The following is an 18,317-nucleotide window of genomic DNA, read 5'->3' as shown; positions in this document are numbered from 1 at the left end:
ATCAGCGCATTTTCCCAGTCGCACGCCTCTCAGCGCGCGCTATAACAGTTAAGTCAAAACTGATTTAACACGCAGTAGACAACTCAGGAGATCACATGAACAAGCCCGTCTTCACCGGCCCGGACGCCTTCCGCGCCGCGATGGCTCACATTCTCAGCACCATTCCCCAGGGCGAGCACGGCGACATTCCGCTTCCGTTTGCCGGGCTCGGCCCCAACGTGAAGATTCGCCGGGTCGTCATTCCCGAGGGCGGCAGCATCGTGGATGCGATCGCGAAGACCGTCGCCGACATCGGCGCCGAGATCAACGCCGAGCGCGCCAGCGAGCAGAACGGCGTCAACGCAGTGTCCGCCGACACCGCCTGCGACTGTCCGGTCTGCGATCCGACCCAGCTTGCCGTCGACGATCAGAACGACGCGCAGGATGAAGGCCAGCGTGAAGATCCGCTCGCGAAGCTCTTCCGCTCCCGGGCCAAGCGGCTCGTCGAGGCGTTCGTGGCCATCGCCTTTCCTGGGGTCGATGCCTGGACCTCGGAATCGAGCTTCGGCAATTCCAGCGGCTACACATTCGACCTGCACGTCACCGGCATCGAAGACCTGGACACGGCCGAGACGATCACCATCACGATCCCCGACAATCTGATGACGACCGCCTCCAACCTGGAGCTCGCGAGCGGCCTCACCGGCGTGCTGAACTACGTCGGCGCCTCCATCAACGCTCTCGTGGACTGATCGGAGGCCACGATGACTGAGATTTGGAAGGCTGTGGCGGGATACGAAGGTCGATACGAGATTTCGACTCTCGGTCGTGTCCGCAGTCTTCCAAATTCTCGTCGCTCCACGCCGCTCATCTTGACGCCATCCCTCGCGAAGCGGGGCGGATACTTGGTCGTGAGACTGACGAATATCGTCAACGGCAAGTGGCGTCAGGAGTCATTCAAAGTACATCGCCTTGTTCTGAATACATTTGTCGGCGCTGCCCCTCCCGACCGGCCATTTGGTTTGCATCGTGACGGAAATCCACTCAACGCTGCGCTCTCCAATTTGTATTGGGGAACACAGCGAGAGAATATGGACGATCGTCGCCGTCATGGTCGTGGAAATATCGGCGTTCGCAATCCGCGCTGCACGTTGAGCGAAATGCAGGTTGCCGAGATTAAGGAACGCCTGAAGTTTCGTCAGCGTGGCGATATCGCCCGTCTCTCCCGCGAGACCGGAATTAGTTACCGCACACTTTGCGCCATCGCCTCTGGCGCGAATTGGAGTTCGACATGACCGCACCCTACTTGCTGTTGTCTGACCTGCATTGCCATAGCTGGTCGCAATTCTCGACCACCAACTCTGACGGGGTGAACTCTCGCCTTCAGATCATCCTCGACGAGATCAAGCGTGCGGCCGGGGTGTTGGCAGCGGCAGGTGGGGACACGATCACACTCGCGGGTGACTTGTTTCACACCCGCGGGTCGGTCGATCCCGAGGTCTTCAACCCGGTCAGTTCCCTGATCAAGAAGCTTCAGCAGGACGGCTTCGTGTTTGAGGCTATTCCGGGCAACCACGACTTGAAGGGTAAGCACACAACAAAGCTGGGCAACTCCTTTCAGAGCTTCGATGAGTTGTTGAAGTTCGACATCATCACCCACCCCGCCGAGGTGCATGATGACACGTTGATGATTCCCTGGCAGGCGACGACGGCCAACCTGCGCGATGCTGTCAAGATGCTCGCGAAGGACTACGAGCCAGGCGAATTGGCGAATATCGACCTGATCATGCACGCGGGCATCGACGGCGTGCTGACGGGTGTGCCGGAACACGGCCTGACCGCGTCCGAGGTCGCGAGCTGGGGCTTCCGGCGCGTGTTCGCCGGCCACTATCACAACCACGTCGTTCTCGAAGGCGGCAAGGTCATCTCGATCGGTGCCACGACGCAGCAGACGTGGGGCGACGTGAACACCAATGCGGGCTTCCTGCTCGTTTGGCCGGACAAGTTCCAGTTTCACGCCTCTCACGCGCCGAGCTTCGTCGATGTGGACGAGACGACCGATCCCGATGAGCTGCCGCTTATCGTGGACGGCAACTATGTCCGGGTGCGCGGGATGCGCATGTCGGCCTTGCAGATCGAGACCATGCGCGAGGAGCTCGTCGAGATGGGCGCCCGCGGTGTGTCGTTCCAGGTGACGCGCGAAGTGACGACCGCCCGCGGCCCCTCCCCCGTCGCGAAGGCGGTGAGCCTGGACGTGTCGGTCCAGAACTTCGTGAAGGACATGAAGAGCGCCCACGAGAGCGCAGTTCTCTCCGAGTGCAGCGACATTCTTTCGTCGGTGCGATCAATCACCGTGTGATGCCGCCCGACTTCCACGCGCAGCGAGCGTAGATTTATCGAGTAAGAGCGAGCGAGATCACCATGACCGAAATGTATACCGTCCGCATGAAGCGGAAGCAGATCGTGACCATCTATGACACCCGCGGCAAGAAGATCCGCGAGGAGACACGGTTGCTCGATCAGGTCTACACGGACCTGCCTCATCGCACGGCCCTGATGTATCAGGAGAAGTTCCCCGACGCCGACGTGAAGATCGAGCTCCAGGTGCCGGAACGCGAGGTGCGGTCCAAGGCGAAGCACAAGTTCGCCACGAGCGGCATCGCCGAATACTCGCCGCGCAAGCGCTCATCGGCCGAGGAGAAGCCCGCCCGCAAGGATGAGGCGCCGGCGGCCCACGATTACAAGGCCCTGGTCAACGAGATGATGAAGGAGGCGGCCGAATGAAGTTCGGCACGATCGAGATCGACAACTTCCTGGTGATCGGGTCGGCGAAGGTCAACCTCGCCGATCGCGGTCTCGTTCTGATCCAGGGCGAGAACGCCGACGACACCTCGGCCCTATCCAACGGCGCCGGCAAGTCGTCGCTCATGGACGCGCTGTGCTGGTGCCTGACGGGCACGACGGCCCGCGGCGTCTCCGGCGACGAGGTCGTCAACAACACGGTGGGCAAGGACACCCGGGTTATGGTGCCCATTGTCGAGGGTACCGACACCTATGAGGTGGCGCGCCATCGCAAGCACAAGCCCAACAAGAACGCCCTGCACCTCACCCACATCGACGCGGCAGGCACGCGCACCGATCTGACGAAGGGCACCGACAAGCTGACGCAGGAGGAGGTCTACAAGATCCTCGGCTGCGGCTACGAGGTGTTCAAATCGGCGATCTACGCGGGTCAGGAGCAGATGCCCGATCTCCCGGCGATGACCGACAAGTCGCTCAAGATGCTGATCGAGGAGGCTGCCGGCACGGAGATCCTGGAGCAGGCATACAAGGAGGCCAGTCAACGGTTCCAGAAGGCGTCGCACGCGCGCGACCGGGTCGACGAGGAGCTGAACCGGACCAGGGACCAACTCGCAGCCGGAGAGACGATCGCCGCCGGCCTCTCCGACGACATCAAGCGCTGGCACGACAACCAGGCTGTCGTGATCACCAATGCGAATATCGTCGTGGCTGAACTCGGCACCAAGGTGCGCGCGGCCAAGGCCGACATCGAGAAGCTGGACGAACCGTCGGTGCGCGACCAGCTCATGGCGGAGCAGGCGAAGCTTGACGCGGTCAAGAGCGAGCTGGAGATCGAGCGCACCTTTGCGCACGAACTCGCCAAGGCAGAGGCACGCGAGAACGCCGTAAAGCTCCAGCTCGCCGACATCAAGCAGGACCTTCACAACGAGAAGCGCGGCCTCGACAAGGTCAAGGAGAAGATCGGCACCCCTTGCCCGTCCTGCGGCAAGGGGTTCTGCGAGCACGACATCGAGGATGTCCGCAAGCTCGCCGCGGAGCGCATCGACGCGCTCACTCTCAAATATGACGAGCGACAGATCGAACTGGAAGACGCGCGCAAATCGCGTGAGACGTTCGCTGAGCGCTTGGAGAAGCATCGCGCGTCTATGACGAACGTCAGCGCGACAAGCGCTAAGATCGACGCTCTGAACAAGCTCCTGCGCGAGATCGCGGTCATGAAGACCGACTTCAACCGGCTCGCGGGTCAGCTTAAGGATGCAGCGGCCCGGCGCGACGACGAGCGAAAGCGAGAACACCCCTATTCCGCGCAGCTGGAGCGCGCGAACAAGGAGATCCTGCGCATCAAGGGTCTGATCGTCGACCTCGAAAAATCGCTGGTCATCGCCGAGGAGAAGTTGGAGATCGCCAACACGGTCGTGAAGGTGTTCGCACCGGCCGGCGTGCGCGCCCACATCCTGGACACCGTGACGCCGTTCCTCAACGACCAGACCGCCAAGTATCTCGGCACCCTCAGCGACGGCAACATCGGCGCCACATGGACGACGCTGGTGAAGACAGCCAAGGGCGAGCTTCGTGAGAAGTTCTCCATCGAGGTTGCGAAGGCGTCCGGCGCCGCGAGCTTCGCTGGTCTGTCGGGCGGCGAGAAGCGCAAGGTTCGGATCGCGTGCGCCCTGGCGCTCCAGGATATGGTCGCGTCCCGGGCCACCAAGCCGATCGACCTGTTCATCGGCGACGAGATCGATCAGGCGCTCGACACGAACGGCCTTGAGCGCCTGACCGCGGTGCTGGAGGAGAAGGCGCGCGAGCGTGGCACCGTCGTGGTGATCAGCCACAACGATCTCAAGGACTGGGTCTCGCAGGTGCTGACGGTGAGCAACACCGGCGGTGTGGCAACGGTGAAAGAAGAGATTGCCTGACCCACACCCATCTTCCAGCGACATTCGCGCTATACTAGTTCAGTCATTTTTGATTTAACACGGGATGTGCGAATGTCGGAAAATCTGGCCCCGGTGATCGAGAAGCTGAATACCCACGCAGCCTCGATCACCGAAAAGATCTGGAAGCTGTCGGCGCCGACGGTGGGGCAGGGTCTCAAGGAAGACGGCACCTATCGCTCGCGCAAGCTGCACGGCACCGAGGAGTTCTTCTTTAAGGGCGTTCGTGCCGGCGCCCGCGGGCTGGTCATCGAGTTCACGCCGGTCGACGCGGCCGACTACACCCAGCTTGAGTTCGCGCAGGGAAAGGCCATCGACGCCTTCGGCGAGGAATTCGAGAAGGAGCTGATCGCGGCCCTCGGCTCCAATGCCAAGACGTTCAACAACGCGGTCAACTCGGTCGTCACCCGGGCTCGTCGTGAGGCCGGCATCGTGCCCGAGCCCCGGCACAAGGACGAGTACGACGCCAACGAGCACTGGGGCTCGTTCTGATGAACAGCCTCTTCGCCTGGTTGCTGTTCTGGCACCTGGCCGGCACGCCGCCCGTCGAGCGTCCCGTCGCCATCCTTCCGAGCATCCCACAAGTCCCCGTGCCGTATTGGTTCGACCGCGACAACCGTCGCGCTCGACGCCGCGCGGCCGCCCTTCAGAGGCAGACCACCCATGCTTGATTTCGTTCGTGTCGCAGCCTGCGACCCCTCCCTGCGCAACGTCGGCCTGGCAAAGATGGTGCTGGACCTGCGGTCCTTGACCTTCGAGGTCGAGGCGCTCGACCTGATCGAGACCGAGAAGCAGACGGGAAAGACCGTCCGGCAAAACTCTGACGATCTGCGCCGCGCCCAGGATATTGCGGTGCGCTTCAAAGCGTTCGTCTCGGACTGCACGCTCTGTTTCAGCGAGATCCCCTCGGGCGCCCAGTCCGCTCGGGCCGCTCTCTCCTTCGGCGTCGCCATCGGCATTCTCGCCAACTGCCCCATTCCCCTCATCCAGGTCATGCCCTCGGAGACGAAGCTCGCTGCCGTCGGCACCAAGACTGCCTCGAAGGAGGAGATGATCGAGTGGGCGATGGCGAACTATCCCACGGCCAAATGGAAGACCGTCAAGCGCGGCGGCGTGATGGTGCCGACGGAGAAGAACGAGCATCTGGCCGATGCTATCGCGATCGGTCACGCCGGCATCAAGACGGATGAATTCCGCCGGATGCTCGCCATGTGGAAGGCGGCTGCATAAGCGCCCGCCTTTTTCAAGTCTGTTGCTTAAGTCGATTTTGACTTAACATCTACGCCCATAATCCGAGACCAGGAACGACAGTAAATGGCTCAGTCTGTACCTGCGCTTGCCGCGCAGCCGTCTTTTCGCGCTCAGATGATCACTCGGCGCACCTACAACCGCCCGCTCAACGACGAAGGCACGGTCTTCGAGACCTGGGCGCAGACCGTCGATCGCGTCATCGGGCATCAGCGCTGGCTCTGGGAGCGCGCCAAGGGCTCCGCACTGAACGAGGACCAGGTTCAGGAGCTGGAGGTTCTGCGGAGCCTCATGCTCGACCGCAAGGCAATGACCTCCGGCCGCACGCTCTGGCTCGGCGGCACCGATATCGCCAAGACCCGTGAGGCCTCGCAGTTCAACTGCTCTTTCGAGCACGCCGAGGACGTGTACGACGTGGTCGACGCCTTCTGGCTGCTGCTCCAGGGTTGCGGCGTGGGCGGTAAGCCCCTCAACGGCATTCTGAACGGCTTCACCAAGCCGGTCACGGTCGAGGTCATCCGGTCCGAGCGCACCGTGGCTCAATGGGAGGCCGGTGAGCGCGGCGCCGAGAAGAACAAGACCCGCACCTATGTGCGCGAAGACGGCAAGAAGGTTTGGCACCTCACGATCGGCGACAGCGCCGCGGCCTGGGCGAAGGCGGCCGGCAAGCTGATGGTGATGAAGGACGCGGTCGACGTCGTCGTTCTCGACTTCACCGAGGTCCGCGCCGGCGGCATCCGTCTCAAGGGCTATGGCTGGATCTCCTCCGGCGACGGCGAGATCTCCAAGGCCTTCGTGGCGATCTGCGAGCTGCTCTCCCGGCGCGCCGGTCAGCTGCTCACCAAGCTCGACATCATGGACATTTTCAACTGGCTCGGCACCACGCTGTCGTCCCGGCGTTCGGCTGAGATCATCGTGATGGACTCGGATGATCCCGAGGCTGAGCGCTTCGCGACCGCCAAGAAGGAATACTGGAACACCGGCAACCCGCAGCGGTCCCAGTCCAACAACAGCCTCATCTTCTACGAGCGCCCGTCCAAGCTGGAGTTGAAGGGCCTCTTCCAGATGATGATCGATGCCGGCGGCTCCGAGCCCGGCTTCATCAACGGCGCGGAAGCCCGGCGGCGCGCCCCGTGGTTCAAGGGCGTCAACCCCTGCGCCGAGATCCTTCTCGGTAACAAGAGCTTCTGCAACCTCGTCGAGGTGGACTGGGGCAAGTTCATCGACGACCCGGTCGGCCTGGAGGAGGCCATCTACATCGTCGCCCGTGCCAATTACCGCCAGACCTGCGTGGATCTGCGCGACGGCGTGCTGTCCACCAGCTGGCACGAACTGAACGAGTTCCTGCGCCTGTGCGGCGTCGGCCTCACCGGCTTCGTGAAGTGGCTCGACAAGCGCAGCAAGACCCACTCTCGCGAGGCGATCGCGTCGGATCTGCGCAAGTACCGCCTGGCCGCGGTGAATTCCGCCAACTCCATGGCTGACGAACTCGGCCTGCCCCGCCCCAAGGCCGTCACCACGGTGAAGCCTTCCGGCACGCTGTCGAAGATCATGGACACGACCGAGGGTGTGCATCGCCCGATCGGCAAGTACATCCTCAACAACATCAACTTCTCCAAGCACGATCCGCTGGTCGAGCTGCTCAAGGACGCCGGCTATCGCGTGTTCCCGCATCCGAGCGATGAATCGTGCGTGATCGTGTCGTTCCCCGTCGCCTACGAAGACGTGGAATTCGAGAAGATGACCTTCGGCGGTCGGGAGATCGAGGGCAACAACGAGTCCGCCGTGGCCCAGCTGGAGCGCTACAAGCTCCTGATGGAGAACTACGTGGACCACAACTGCTCGGTGACGATCTACTACGATCCGAGCGAGGTCCAGGACATCGTCGAGTGGCTCTATGCCAACTGGGACAACTACGTGGGCGTGTCCTGGCTCTATCGCGACGATCCGACCAAGACGGCTGAGGATCTCGGCTACCAGTACCTCCCGCAGGAGGTGGTGACGGAAGAGGTCTATCGGGAATACCTGAACAGCCTCAAGCCTATCAACATCGACGGCGCAAATTCGCTGGAGGAGTTGCAAGACGCTGACTGCGCGACCGGCGCCTGCCCGGTGCGCTGATGGCCGTCTACGTCGATCCGGCCTGCCATTCCTTCGGCAACATGGTCATGTGCCATTGTTGGGCGGACACGCTCGATGAGCTGCTGGAGATGGTCGACCGGATCGGCGTCCAGCGAAAGTGGATACAGGGGCACCCTACCCTCTCGTTCGGCAAGCACCGCAATGCGAGCTGGGTCTACTTCGATATCAGCAAGGGCAAACGTGCCCTTGCTGTCAAAGCCGGCGCGATCGAGACCGACAAATACGGGCCGATCGCGTGGCAGGCAGAACGCGACCTCGCTTCGGGCGACACCGTGCTGATCGAGCACGCGACCCGAAAGCTGGAGACGATCGCCCAACTTCGCAAACGGAAAGAGACCTGATGGCGGCCCTCGGCGCGATGATGGTTGGAGGTGGACAGACCTCCAAACGGCAGGAACGTGACTTCTACCCTACCCCGCCGAATGTCGTCTGGTCGCTTCTCTCTGTCGAACGCTTCAAAGGACCCATCTGGGAGCCGGCATGTGGAAACGGCCAGCTCGCCATGGAGCTCGAAAAAGGTACGGGCTGTCAGGTGTACGGCACCGACATCGTGCCCCAGGGCTACGGCAAGGTGGCCGACTTCCTCAAGACCAGGCCGAAATCCGGCCGGCTGAATGCCAATATCGTCACGAACCCGCCCTTCAACCTGGCGCTGGAGTTCATCGAGCACGGCATGGCTTTCAACCCGCTCAAGATGGCTCTGCTGCTCAAGTCCACCTACTACCACGCCGCGACCAGGCTCCCGCTCTTCGAGAAGTACCCGCCTTCCATGGTCTATCCGCTGACCTGGCGCCCGGACTTCCTCAACCTCGGCCGCCCGACGCTTGAGGTCGCGTGGTTCGTCTGGGATCGCGAGTTTGACGGCCAGACCGGATATCGACCCATTCCGCGCTTCGACACGCTCGCAGCCGCTTTGCGCGCGCTATAAGTTAAATCGAAATTGACTGAACTGTGAGGGCTCATGACGACGATTTCGGCGAAGGTCATTGAAGACAGCCTGTCGGATGAAGGCATCCGGCTGACGACGATGGAGCTGCGCTACCCGCGGCCGATCCATTCGGAGCTGATGACCCATCGGGTTTTCTCCCGCAACGCTTCCAGCTCCCGGGCGATCCCGGTGTGGAAGCTGATCCGCGATGTGCTCGCCGATCCCTTCATTCCCTATTCGTTCGGCCTCAACCGGCCCGGGATGCAGTCGCACGAGGAAGCGACCGGCTTCCGGCGCCTCGCGGCCAAGATGGTCTGGCTCGCGGCCATGTACCTCGTCGTCGGCCTCGCCTGGCTGATGGCGAAGCTCGGCATCCACAAGCAGATCGTCAACCGCATGATCGAGCCGTGGTCGCACATCACCGTCGTGGTGACATCGACCGAGTGGGAGAACTTCTTCAAGCTGCGCCGTCACCAGGACGCTGAGCCCCACATCCATGTGCTCGCCGACGTGATCTGGATGGCGATGGACGAGAGCGAGCCGAAGCTGCTGTCGCCCGGTCAGTGGCACCTGCCCTACGTGATGGATGACGAGCGCACCATCCCGGTCGAGCTGCAGAAGGACATCTCGGCCGCTCGCTGCGCCCGCACCTCCTACCTGACGCACGATGGTCGCCGGCCCGACACCAACGAGGATCTCGCGCTCTGCGGCCGGCTGGTGAGCGCTGACGTGTTCCACGCCTCGCCCTTCGAGCATCAGGCGACGCCCGACCGCAAGCGCATCCTCTTCGTGCCGCACGGCATCACCCAGACCGACGAGTGGGTCCGGCCTCACCTCCACGGCAACCTGACCGGCTGGGTTCAGCACCGCAAGGAAATGGAACGGCTCTTCGCAGCCCGCTGAAGGATCACACCGATGACCGAACAGACGAACGACGAGGGCTACCCCATCGAGGTGCTGGTCTACGACATGACCAACCAGCCGGAGAGTGACCTCGCGCCGGGCTTCTACTGGGATCTCCACAATCCCGAAGTGCCGATCGAGGCGCACGAGCCACACCTCATCGGCCCCTGTCTGACCGCGGAGTTCGCGCTCGCCGAAGCCCAGAACTTCATCAAAGACGCCATGACCGATTTCACCGCCCAGGCCGACGAGCAGACGGCGTGATCAAGCCCTTCGGCATTCCCTCCCCTATCGGAGCAAACACCGTGTCCCCTGCCTCTCCCCATCTGTTCCGCGTCGTTCCCGTCGAGTTCAAGATCGTGCGCCCCGGCGCCGAGGTGCCGAAGTATGCGACTGACGGCGCGGCCGCGGTCGATCTACACGCTCACCTGGAGCGGCCGCTCAGCCTCTACCCCGGCGAGACGCTCATGATCCCGACCGGCATCGCCATCAACATCAACGACCCTGGCATCGCCGCATTCATCTATCCCCGCAGCGGCCGCGCCACGAAGGAGGGCCTGACCCTCAAGAACACCGTCGGCGTCATCGACTCGGACTACCAGGGCGAGATTTTCGTGGCCGCCTACAACAAGGACCGCAGCGTTCCCGTATACATCAAGCCCGGCGACCGCATCGCCCAGATGGTGTTCGCGCCCGTTCTGCGCGCTGCGCTGATCGAGGTGAAGGAGTTCGACGCCGAGACCAAGCGCGGCGCCGGCGGCTTCGGGTCGACGGGGGTCTGATGTTCGCGCTCATCGGGGCTCACCGGTCTGGCAAGACCACGACGGCCAAGGCCGTGGCCGAGCGCATCGGCATTCACTATCATGATGCTGGCGTAACCCGCATCATGCAGGAGATCGGCTTCAATCCCGTCGCCGATCTGTCGATTGATGATCGCCTGAAGGCGCAGAAGCATCTGCTCATGCGCTACGTCGAGGAGATCAAGGCGATCAAGGGCGCGTTCATCACAGACCGGTCGCCGCTGGACTTCATCGGCTACACCCTCGGTGAAGTGACGATGCACAACACCGACCTGGAGGTGGGTAACGCCATCATCGACTATATCGATGCGTGTGTGCGGGTCGCCAACACGCACTTCGACAGCATGATGGTGCTGCGCCCCCTGCCCTTCTTCACCGTCGATCCCACAAAGCCGCCGCCGAACCTGGCTTACCAGGAGCAGCACCAGCTGATCGTCGAAGGCGCGACGCAGCGCTTCAACGGACAGCGGTACTTCTTCGAGACGACCGATCTCCAGGAGCGGGTCGACCTCGTGATGGAGATCATCGCCCAGCGAATGGAGAGCTACCGGGACGCGAACAAGCAGCGATCCCTTCACTGATCCAGGCATCCAAGCACCGCTTCTGCTATAGACGATTCGTCAGGTTGACGTTCGGAGAGGACAGATGCGGAAGTGGTTGCTTGGGCTTGGCTTTCTGGCCCTGATGGGTGCTCCGGCGGTCGAGGCGCAGTCTGGCTCCTCGGTCGCCTTCTATTATCGGCTGTGCCAATCGCCCGACGTGATGGACGGCTTTGCCTGCGATCAATATTTCCTTGGCGTCTACGCGGGGATCATGGGGTCGGCCGTGAAGACGCGCCAATTCCCGTTCTGCGGTGTGGTTAATGCCGGGCAGATCAAGACCGCATTCATGGAGATGGCTTCCGCGGCAGACCCCGAGACCCTCAAGCACGACATGACACCCTTCATGCTGGCCGCCATAGATCGCAAATTTTCCTGCTAGATCAATAAGTTCCTGCTTATTTCGATTTTTATTTAATGTCTTCCGCGTTGCGCTCGCTATAACTGTTAGTGAGCGCAACGTGAGAAGAGATCAATGCTTGTAGCCGAGCTTCCAAATAACGACGCATACGCTATCGTCGGCGGCACAGTCGCGAAGGCGTTCACGATCGATCTGAACGAGGCAACGTTCAAGATCCTTTCGGACACGATCTATTCCAACAAGGTCCGAGCTGTCGTTCGCGAGATCCTGTGCAATGCGGTCGACGCCCACATCGAGGCGGGCCGCCCCGAGCACTTTGTCGAGGTCACGCTCAACGACCACGAGTTCTCGATCCGGGATTTTGGCAACGGCATCCCCGAGGACCAGCTCACCGACATCTATTGCACCTACATGAAGTCGACGAAGGCGAAGGACCCGACACAGACGGGCGGCTTCGGCCTCGGCAGCAAGGCGCCGATCGCTTACACGGACCACTTCACCGTGACCAACCGCAACGCCGGCCGGCAGTCGGTCTATGTCGTGCATCGCGGCACCGAGGAGACGAAGGGCGCGCCCGGCATCCGCCTGATGACCGCCGGCCCGACCGAGGAGAGCGGCCTGACCGTCTCGGTGCCCATCAAGAGCAAGCACGACGTGTCTGAGTTCTGCGAGTGGGTGGAGCGCATCACCAACGAGGGTGGAATGCGCGTGAAGCTCAACGGTAATGAGCTAACGCGCCGGCCGCTTGACAACCTCAAGCCCGGCGACTTCGCCCTGTCATACGAAGGCTGGGGCGGCCGCAAGATTCGACTGCTCTACGGCAACGTCGAGTATCCGATCGAGATGGACCATTTTCAGAAGGAATGGAAGGAATTCGGGGATCTTTTTGGCTCCAGCGCCATACTCACGCTCCGCGCGCTCCCCTCGACCATCACGGTCGCGCCTTCGCGTGAGGCGCTCTCTTTCGATGAACGCACCATCAAGAGTGTTCGGGCGCTCATTCGCAACGCCCTGACTCAGGTGCGCACGACCTATAAACGGACGATCATCGAGACCTGGCGCCGAAGCTTCGAGCAACACTCCAAGGAAGTCGGCCCGACTCATCATTGGTCGAACAAGCGCAGCGCCACGATCTTTGATCGGAATCTGGACACGCTCGGTTGCGACTCCTCCGCGTTCGACCATCGATTCGCTATCGGCGTCGAGCAGGTCTGTTTGATGATGATGAAACACCATCATCTGCGCGGCGAAAGTCTGAGCAGCACCTGGACCTATCTGCGCCCTACGGTGTTGAAAGTCCTCAAGGGTGTGCCGCCGGGCTCCCGCGAGTTCTCCCACACACAGATCGCGCAGCGTCGTTTGCGGGTCATCATGCGTCGGCTCGTTCGTGACATCAACGTGCCGTTCACGATCTACTACCGCGATATCAGCGGCAACATGCCTGTTGCTGAGCGGACGGCATGTTCTAATTACGGCTTCCCGGCCCCTGAACTCGTGATCTCTCATTCGCGTGAGGCCGGCGTCAATTATCACGGCTGCGACGGCGTCTACCTCGTGTCGAAGTTCCTCACAGAGGAGCAGATCAACCAGATCGCCAACAAGGCCGGACGGTTCGGCATTTACACGAGGATCGTTCCCAAGCCGGTTCCGGTGCCGCGGGTCAAGAAGCCCAAGCCCGAGCCGAAGCCGGAAGTCACTGCGACGTGGCGTGAGTTTTCCGCCAATTATACGCACGCCAGCTGCAACGATTATGGCTTTAGCTATTATCGAATCGGCCATAATGAAATTGCCGATCCCGCAGCCTATGTCCGCTATTTCTGCTACCAGAACTGCGGCGTCAAGCTCAAGGATATCACTCTTCCTGCGCAGGTCGCCAAGCTCTACCCCAAGACTGTGGTAGTGCGAAATAAGACCGAACTCGACAAGGCCGAGGCGCGTCACATCCGCGAGCTGGACGAGGTTTTCCTCGACGAGATCGAGAACCACTTCAAGAATAAGCACCTGCCCAAATATATGGGCGTGTTTCGACTCGGCATCAGCAGCGAACATCGGGCGCTGGCTCGTGTCGCTCGGCTTTCACGGCGCGCGGCCCACATCGTTCTCGGCATCCCGTATCGCAGCGATGCCCAGCTCGACCGTCTGTTTGAGATGGCACGGGTCGCCGACAAACTTAAGGAACACGCTGACAAGCGGTCCTACGTGAATACGCCCTGGGCCGATATCGACCTCGACGAACGACTTCGCCGCTATCGGGCGATTCCCGTCGATATGAAGGTTTGGGAGACGATTCCCCAACATAACGAAAAGAACGGCGCGCTGGCGATGTTCGACGAGAACAAGTTGGAGAATGTCCGGTGCGACAGCGCCGACAAGTTCGCCGATCTCCTCACCATGCTCCTCAAGACTGCCGACAAGTGGAAGGATTCGACATGCAAGGCGGTGTGATTACTGTCACCGGCGCCATCATCAGCGCGAACGGGGTGACGCTATTCCAGCCGAACGGGCAGTCGCTCGTTCTGCCCCAGTCGGACTATCGCACGCGCGATATTCTGGACGCCACGATGGGCGAGCTCGCCAAGGGTGGCAAGGAGTCCGTCACGATCAACCTCGACGATTTCACCATCGTCCAGCGGGTCGCGGCCGCCCTCCCCGGCGCCGAAGTCATCGTGGCCGAGAGCGGCGCCGTGACCGTGAAGACGGAAGACGGTGTCGTGGAGAACCTTCAGGAGCTCGAAGGCAAGCTGTCCGGCGCCTCGCCTGACGCGATCCGCGAGTTCGTCCGTAAGGCTGCGCTCCAGACGCGCAAGCACAGCGCCGACGAGTTGCGGAAGTTCATCAAGCGGGGCGATCTGCCCGTCGCCGATGACGGCTCGATCATCTGCTACAAGATCCTGGACAAGACCTCGGAGCCGGGCCGCTGGCTGGACTGCCACAGCAAGGCAATTCCCCAGGGTCTCGGCTCGGTCGTCGAGATGCCGCTGGAGGAGATCAACGAGGATCGTCGGCAGGCCTGCGGCACCGGGCTTCACGTCTGTACGGTCGGTTACGTCAGCGGCTTTTACTTCCGAAATCGGACCATCACCCTGGTGAAGGTCCAACCCTACGATGTGGTCGCCGTTCCCCAGGACGAGACCACCAAGATGCGCGCGCTGGCGTATCACATCGTCGCGGAGATTCCCGAGCGGCTTCACAAGGTGCTCACCGGCGGCAAGGGGCTGGAGACCGACCCCGAAGGCGCGGCGCTGCTCGCCGAAGTTGTCGCCGGCCGGCACACCGATGTGACCGAGTGGGTCAAGGTGGTCGAGGGTAAGCCGTTCGCCATCAAGACCGGAAAGCAGGCGACGCCCGTCAGCTACAACGTCCAGACCTTCAAGCCCAATACCGCCTACGTCGACCCGAAGGAGGTCAACAAGGCACTCGCGGCCATGAAGGCATCCCCGGCCGACGCGATCACCGCCGCGGTGCAGACCGGGCACGTCAAGGCGCCCCCGATGGAGCAGAAGCGCACCGAGGTCAGCAAGCAGACCCCCGCGCCGGCCGCTCTCAATCACCCCGCTGTCACGACGCGCAAGATCGAGGAGCCGGCGTCGAAGACAATCGGCGGGTCCCAACCCGTCAAGGCCAAGAAGCCGAAAAAGCCGGCGAAGGACGCGCCCTACGAGAAGCGCCTGGCCTACGCCAAGTGGATGTTCGAGCAGAACATCTCCCTGCGCCAGATCGCGGCCGAGCTCGGCATGGACCGCAAGTCCCTGACCAAGCACCTCCGCAAGGACTGAACAAGCCACCCTGATCCAACCGACATCCGACGCGATATCGCTAGACTTTGATTTAGCGATATCGCTGTTTCGCAGGAGATCACATGAACGCGCAGGAGATTTTCGATCAGGTGGCGACCCACCTCTTCGCGCAGGGCACGCGCTGTTTCGACGCCAACGAGGACGCCTGCGTCTATTTTGGCCCGAACGGCATGAAGTGTGCGGTCGGCGCGCTCATTCCCGAAGCCGACTATCGCGGCGAGATCGAGGGCGAGAACGCCGCCGATGCGATGGACATTCTCGCCCCGCACTCTCAGGTCTGCGCCGACCTTCGCGCGCATGAGAATTTGCTCAAAGAACTCCAGGATGCCCACGACCGCCTGGCTAGCTGGGCGACTTCTCACACTATGCGCGACGCCCTTCGCGAAGTGGCTGATCAATTCTACCTCAACCACTCCATCGTCGACACCCTCTCCTTCAAGGACCGCTGATCATGAACCAGCACGTCAGGCCGGCGCGCGCCGGCCGCTACATGCACACCTTCATGGGCACGAAATACTGGCCCTTCGATCCTCGCCCGGACGAGATCCACATCGTCACCATCGCCCATCATCTGGCGATGCGCTGCCGCTGGAACGGCGCCACGACCAAGTTCTACTCGGTCGCCGAGCACTCGGTGCATGTGTCCCGCTTCTGTGACCCCGAGGACGCCCTGGAAGGACTGCTGCATGACGGCTCCGAGGCCTACAACGGCGGTCTGATCCGGCCCCTCAAGTACACCCCGGAGTTCGCGGAGCCCTTCAAGAAGGTCGAGACCCTCAACGAGCGCGTCATCGCCCGCAAGTTCGGCCTGCACTACCCGTGGCCGGCGTCGGTGAAGGTCGCCGACGAGATGCTGGCGACGACCGAGGAACGGCAGCTGATCGTCAAGGCTCCCGGCGAGGAGTGGGAGAGCGGGAAGCTCCACGACGACAGCGTCGCGGCCGACATCATCCTGCCCTGCTGGAGCCCCGAAGAGGCGAAGAGCCAGTTCATGGCGCGCTTCTGGGAGATCATGGAGCGGCGCTGATCCGTCGCCGGGTCCCACGATGACTGACGAGCGCAAATGGCCGGAGCTCTCTGAGGAGCTCTCGCGCAAGGCTTTGGACGTGGTCCACGACTGCGTCCATCGCTACCTGGTCGACAAGACCATGACCAAGGCTGAGCTGAAGGCGGCGACCGACGCCGTCTACAGCACGATCACTGGCCTCGCCGACTGGAAGGCCGCAGACCTCATCGAAAAGGTGCAGAAGGAGCTCGACCTGTGAGCAAGTACGAGGGCAAGGACAACTACGGCAAGCCCAAGAGCGCCTATCTTGAGAAGATCGCGGCGCTTTCCGACATGGACCTGGTGAAGGAGATCGACAACAAGGTCTGGCTCTCGGCCTTCGCCAACAACAACCCGCGCTCGGACGCCCACTGGCAGACGGACGCCTGCTACGACGAAGCGCAGCGGCGCTCCAAGCCGGAGCTCTACGAGCAGGGCTACAATCGCGCCAAAGCCTCTTGCGGCTACTGATGGCCGCCTTCGACAAAGACGCCTGGATCACCCGCGCGCTGAAGGCAAAGTCCATCGTCGCGCGGGAGGACGGCACCATCTGGCGCCCCAGGCGAGGTAAGGACGGCACGATCCAGCTCACCCAGGTGAAGGTGTCGACCCACGCCAAGAGCGGCCGGGTCTATTTCAACCTCACCTTCGCCGGCATCACCAAGAGCGTGCTGGTCAACCGCGTGGTCGCGCTGCGCTTCCACCCGAACCCGCTCAATCTGCCGGAGGTGAACCACATCGACGGCGTGAAGTCGAACAACGCCAAGGCCAATCTGGAGTGGTCGACCGGCGCCGACAACGAGAAGCACGCACATCGGACGGGTTTGAAGTCCACACGGGGCTCATCCAACCCGAACGCGAAGCTCACCGCGGCCGCAGTGATTTCCATTCGAGAATCCGAAGCGTCCGACGCTGCTCTTGCTATACAATACGCAGTTTCGCCCCGAACAATCTCGGCCATCCGTGCCGGCAGAACATGGAAGCACGTATGAAAGCCATCGGGCTCGACACTGAGACCACAGGTCTGCTCCATCCCGATCATCGGATCATCGAGTTCTACGGCGCGCTTTACGATCTCGACCCTGATCTGCCCGCCGGCACGCGGCGCAAGATCGAGGAGCTGCATCTGCGCATCGATCCGCAGCGCTCGATCGCAGCCGACGCGCAGCGCGTTCACGGCATTTCAGCCCGTGACCTGATCGGTTGTCCCATCTGGAAGGACGTTGCCGAGCGGATCGCCGACTTCATGCGCAAGGGGGAGTGCCTGGTCGGGCACAACATCATCACCTTCGACAAGCCCTTCCTCGACCAGGAGTTCAAGCGGGTCGGCGTCACGCCGGTCGACCGGCCGCTGTTCGACACGATGGAGCACGCGAGGTGGGCCACCTACAACGGCAAATCGCCGACGCTCCAGGAGCTCTGTTTCGCGTGCGGCGTCCTCTACGACCCGGCCGCGGCGCACAAGGCGGACTACGATGTGGACGTGATGATGGAAGCGTTCTTCCGCGCCCGCGGCTGGGGCTACTTCCAGGACTTGAAGGAGGCCGCATGAGACCCGAGAACGACAACATGCCCCCGCTGGGGCCGGGAGCCATCATCTACAGCGTCGGCACGCTGGAACCCGGCACGTTCGGAGTGGTGCGGATCTCGATCGGCGCTGATGCGCGGGTCCGGCGCTTCCCGCAGATGATGCAGCCGCACCCGGCCTGCGATTATCTGTCCTCGCGCCTTGCGCCCTCCCCTCCCCCGCCCAAGCCCGATCTTCGTATCGTCTGATCG

Annotated in this window: 25 protein-coding genes; all 25 read left to right on the top strand. The window is 62.1% G+C overall.

Translation table 11 applies throughout. From position 1 onward, the window contains the following. The first annotated feature begins 95 nt into the window (after nucleotides 1-95). The 25 genes from ACT54R_RS25245 (at nucleotide 96) to ACT54R_RS25125 (ending at nucleotide 18,314) form a co-directional block, all read left to right on the top strand. Nucleotides 96-731 carry a hypothetical protein gene (locus ACT54R_RS25245; protein WP_476331807.1) on the top strand — a complete coding sequence of 212 codons (636 nt, stop codon included), beginning with the start codon at nucleotides 96-98 and terminating at the stop codon, nucleotides 729-731. Nucleotides 732-743: 12 nt separating this feature from the next. Continuing rightward, a complete protein-coding gene (locus ACT54R_RS25240) occupies nucleotides 744-1,274 on the top strand; it encodes an NUMOD4 domain-containing protein (RefSeq protein ID WP_476331805.1) in 531 nt (176 codons plus the stop codon). Continuing rightward, entirely contained in the window at nucleotides 1,271-2,338 is a 1,068-nt protein-coding gene (locus ACT54R_RS25235) for a metallophosphoesterase family protein (RefSeq protein WP_476331802.1), read from the top strand. Before ACT54R_RS25240 ends, ACT54R_RS25235 begins: the two co-directional genes overlap by 4 nt. A gap of 62 nt (nucleotides 2,339-2,400) precedes the next feature. After that, nucleotides 2,401-2,763, top strand: coding sequence for a hypothetical protein (locus tag ACT54R_RS25230; protein ID WP_476331799.1), 363 nt, complete (start codon nucleotides 2,401-2,403; stop codon nucleotides 2,761-2,763). Next, nucleotides 2,760-4,697, top strand: a complete 1,938-nt coding sequence (locus ACT54R_RS25225; protein ID WP_476331796.1) for an AAA family ATPase — start codon at nucleotides 2,760-2,762, stop codon at nucleotides 4,695-4,697. The genes ACT54R_RS25230 and ACT54R_RS25225 overlap by 4 nt, the downstream gene beginning before the upstream one ends. Before the next feature lie 72 nt (nucleotides 4,698-4,769). Further along, nucleotides 4,770-5,207 carry a hypothetical protein gene (locus ACT54R_RS25220; protein WP_476331795.1) on the top strand — a complete coding sequence of 146 codons (438 nt, stop codon included), beginning with the start codon at nucleotides 4,770-4,772 and terminating at the stop codon, nucleotides 5,205-5,207. Further along, entirely contained in the window at nucleotides 5,207-5,386 is a 180-nt protein-coding gene (locus tag ACT54R_RS25215; protein WP_476331792.1) for a hypothetical protein, read from the top strand. The genes ACT54R_RS25220 and ACT54R_RS25215 overlap by 1 nt, the downstream gene beginning before the upstream one ends. Then, nucleotides 5,379-5,945, top strand: a complete 567-nt coding sequence (locus ACT54R_RS25210; protein ID WP_476331789.1) for a RuvC family protein — start codon at nucleotides 5,379-5,381, stop codon at nucleotides 5,943-5,945. Before ACT54R_RS25215 ends, ACT54R_RS25210 begins: the two co-directional genes overlap by 8 nt. Before the next feature lie 135 nt (nucleotides 5,946-6,080). Continuing rightward, nucleotides 6,081-8,084 carry a ribonucleoside-triphosphate reductase, adenosylcobalamin-dependent gene (gene nrdJ, locus ACT54R_RS25205; protein ID WP_476331786.1) on the top strand — a complete coding sequence of 668 codons (2,004 nt, stop codon included), beginning with the start codon at nucleotides 6,081-6,083 and terminating at the stop codon, nucleotides 8,082-8,084. After that, the gene (locus ACT54R_RS25200) at nucleotides 8,084-8,446 is read left to right on the top strand and encodes a DUF4031 domain-containing protein (RefSeq protein WP_476331783.1); all 363 of its coding nucleotides are present in this window, start codon (nucleotides 8,084-8,086) and stop codon (nucleotides 8,444-8,446) included. Before nrdJ ends, ACT54R_RS25200 begins: the two co-directional genes overlap by 1 nt. Beyond that, entirely contained in the window at nucleotides 8,446-9,033 is a 588-nt protein-coding gene (locus tag ACT54R_RS25195; protein WP_476331780.1) for a class I SAM-dependent methyltransferase, read from the top strand. Before ACT54R_RS25200 ends, ACT54R_RS25195 begins: the two co-directional genes overlap by 1 nt. Nucleotides 9,034-9,066: 33 nt before the next feature. Continuing rightward, a complete protein-coding gene (locus ACT54R_RS25190) occupies nucleotides 9,067-9,936 on the top strand; it encodes a hypothetical protein (protein WP_476331777.1) in 870 nt (289 codons plus the stop codon). Nucleotides 9,937-9,948: 12 nt separating this feature from the next. Continuing rightward, nucleotides 9,949-10,200 carry a hypothetical protein gene (locus ACT54R_RS25185; protein WP_476331774.1) on the top strand — a complete coding sequence of 84 codons (252 nt, stop codon included), beginning with the start codon at nucleotides 9,949-9,951 and terminating at the stop codon, nucleotides 10,198-10,200. 41 nt (nucleotides 10,201-10,241) lie between these two features. After that, the gene (gene dut / locus ACT54R_RS25180; RefSeq protein ID WP_476331771.1) at nucleotides 10,242-10,718 is read left to right on the top strand and encodes a dUTP diphosphatase; all 477 of its coding nucleotides are present in this window, start codon (nucleotides 10,242-10,244) and stop codon (nucleotides 10,716-10,718) included. Then, nucleotides 10,718-11,317, top strand: a complete 600-nt coding sequence (locus ACT54R_RS25175) for an AAA family ATPase (RefSeq protein WP_476331768.1) — start codon at nucleotides 10,718-10,720, stop codon at nucleotides 11,315-11,317. The genes dut and ACT54R_RS25175 overlap by 1 nt, the downstream gene beginning before the upstream one ends. A 64-nt stretch (nucleotides 11,318-11,381) precedes the next feature. After that, nucleotides 11,382-11,717, top strand: coding sequence for a hypothetical protein (locus ACT54R_RS25170; RefSeq protein WP_476331765.1), 336 nt, complete (start codon nucleotides 11,382-11,384; stop codon nucleotides 11,715-11,717). Between the two features lie 93 nt (nucleotides 11,718-11,810). Continuing rightward, nucleotides 11,811-14,141 carry an ATP-binding protein gene (locus ACT54R_RS25165; RefSeq protein WP_476331762.1) on the top strand — a complete coding sequence of 777 codons (2,331 nt, stop codon included), beginning with the start codon at nucleotides 11,811-11,813 and terminating at the stop codon, nucleotides 14,139-14,141. Further along, the gene (locus ACT54R_RS25160; RefSeq protein ID WP_476331759.1) at nucleotides 14,111-15,472 is read left to right on the top strand and encodes a hypothetical protein; all 1,362 of its coding nucleotides are present in this window, start codon (nucleotides 14,111-14,113) and stop codon (nucleotides 15,470-15,472) included. Before ACT54R_RS25165 ends, ACT54R_RS25160 begins: the two co-directional genes overlap by 31 nt. Nucleotides 15,473-15,555: 83 nt before the next feature. Beyond that, on the top strand, nucleotides 15,556-15,942 hold the full coding sequence (locus ACT54R_RS25155) for a hypothetical protein (RefSeq protein WP_476331757.1): 387 nt from the start codon (nucleotides 15,556-15,558) through the stop codon (nucleotides 15,940-15,942). A 2-nt stretch (nucleotides 15,943-15,944) separates the two neighbouring features. Beyond that, complete coding sequence (locus ACT54R_RS25150; RefSeq protein ID WP_476331754.1) at nucleotides 15,945-16,520, top strand: phosphohydrolase; 576 nt, start codon at nucleotides 15,945-15,947, stop codon at nucleotides 16,518-16,520. 19 nt (nucleotides 16,521-16,539) lie between these two features. Then, nucleotides 16,540-16,758, top strand: a complete 219-nt coding sequence (locus tag ACT54R_RS25145) for a hypothetical protein (RefSeq protein ID WP_476331751.1) — start codon at nucleotides 16,540-16,542, stop codon at nucleotides 16,756-16,758. Beyond that, nucleotides 16,755-17,009 (top strand): hypothetical protein, encoded by a 255-nt coding sequence (locus ACT54R_RS25140; protein ID WP_476331748.1) that lies wholly within the window; start codon nucleotides 16,755-16,757, stop codon nucleotides 17,007-17,009. Before ACT54R_RS25145 ends, ACT54R_RS25140 begins: the two co-directional genes overlap by 4 nt. Then, entirely contained in the window at nucleotides 17,009-17,530 is a 522-nt protein-coding gene (locus ACT54R_RS25135) for an HNH endonuclease family protein (protein ID WP_476331745.1), read from the top strand. Before ACT54R_RS25140 ends, ACT54R_RS25135 begins: the two co-directional genes overlap by 1 nt. Beyond that, nucleotides 17,527-18,090, top strand: a complete 564-nt coding sequence (locus tag ACT54R_RS25130) for a 3'-5' exonuclease (protein ID WP_476331743.1) — start codon at nucleotides 17,527-17,529, stop codon at nucleotides 18,088-18,090. Before ACT54R_RS25135 ends, ACT54R_RS25130 begins: the two co-directional genes overlap by 4 nt. Beyond that, on the top strand, nucleotides 18,087-18,314 hold the full coding sequence (locus ACT54R_RS25125) for a hypothetical protein (protein WP_476331740.1): 228 nt from the start codon (nucleotides 18,087-18,089) through the stop codon (nucleotides 18,312-18,314). The genes ACT54R_RS25130 and ACT54R_RS25125 overlap by 4 nt, the downstream gene beginning before the upstream one ends. Nucleotides 18,315-18,317: the final 3 nt, after the last annotated feature.

It is taken from the genome of Xanthobacter sp. DMC47, from assembly GCF_056313845.1.
Note: the sequence above shows the minus strand (reverse complement) of the source record. Positions and strands in the feature narration are given on the sequence as shown.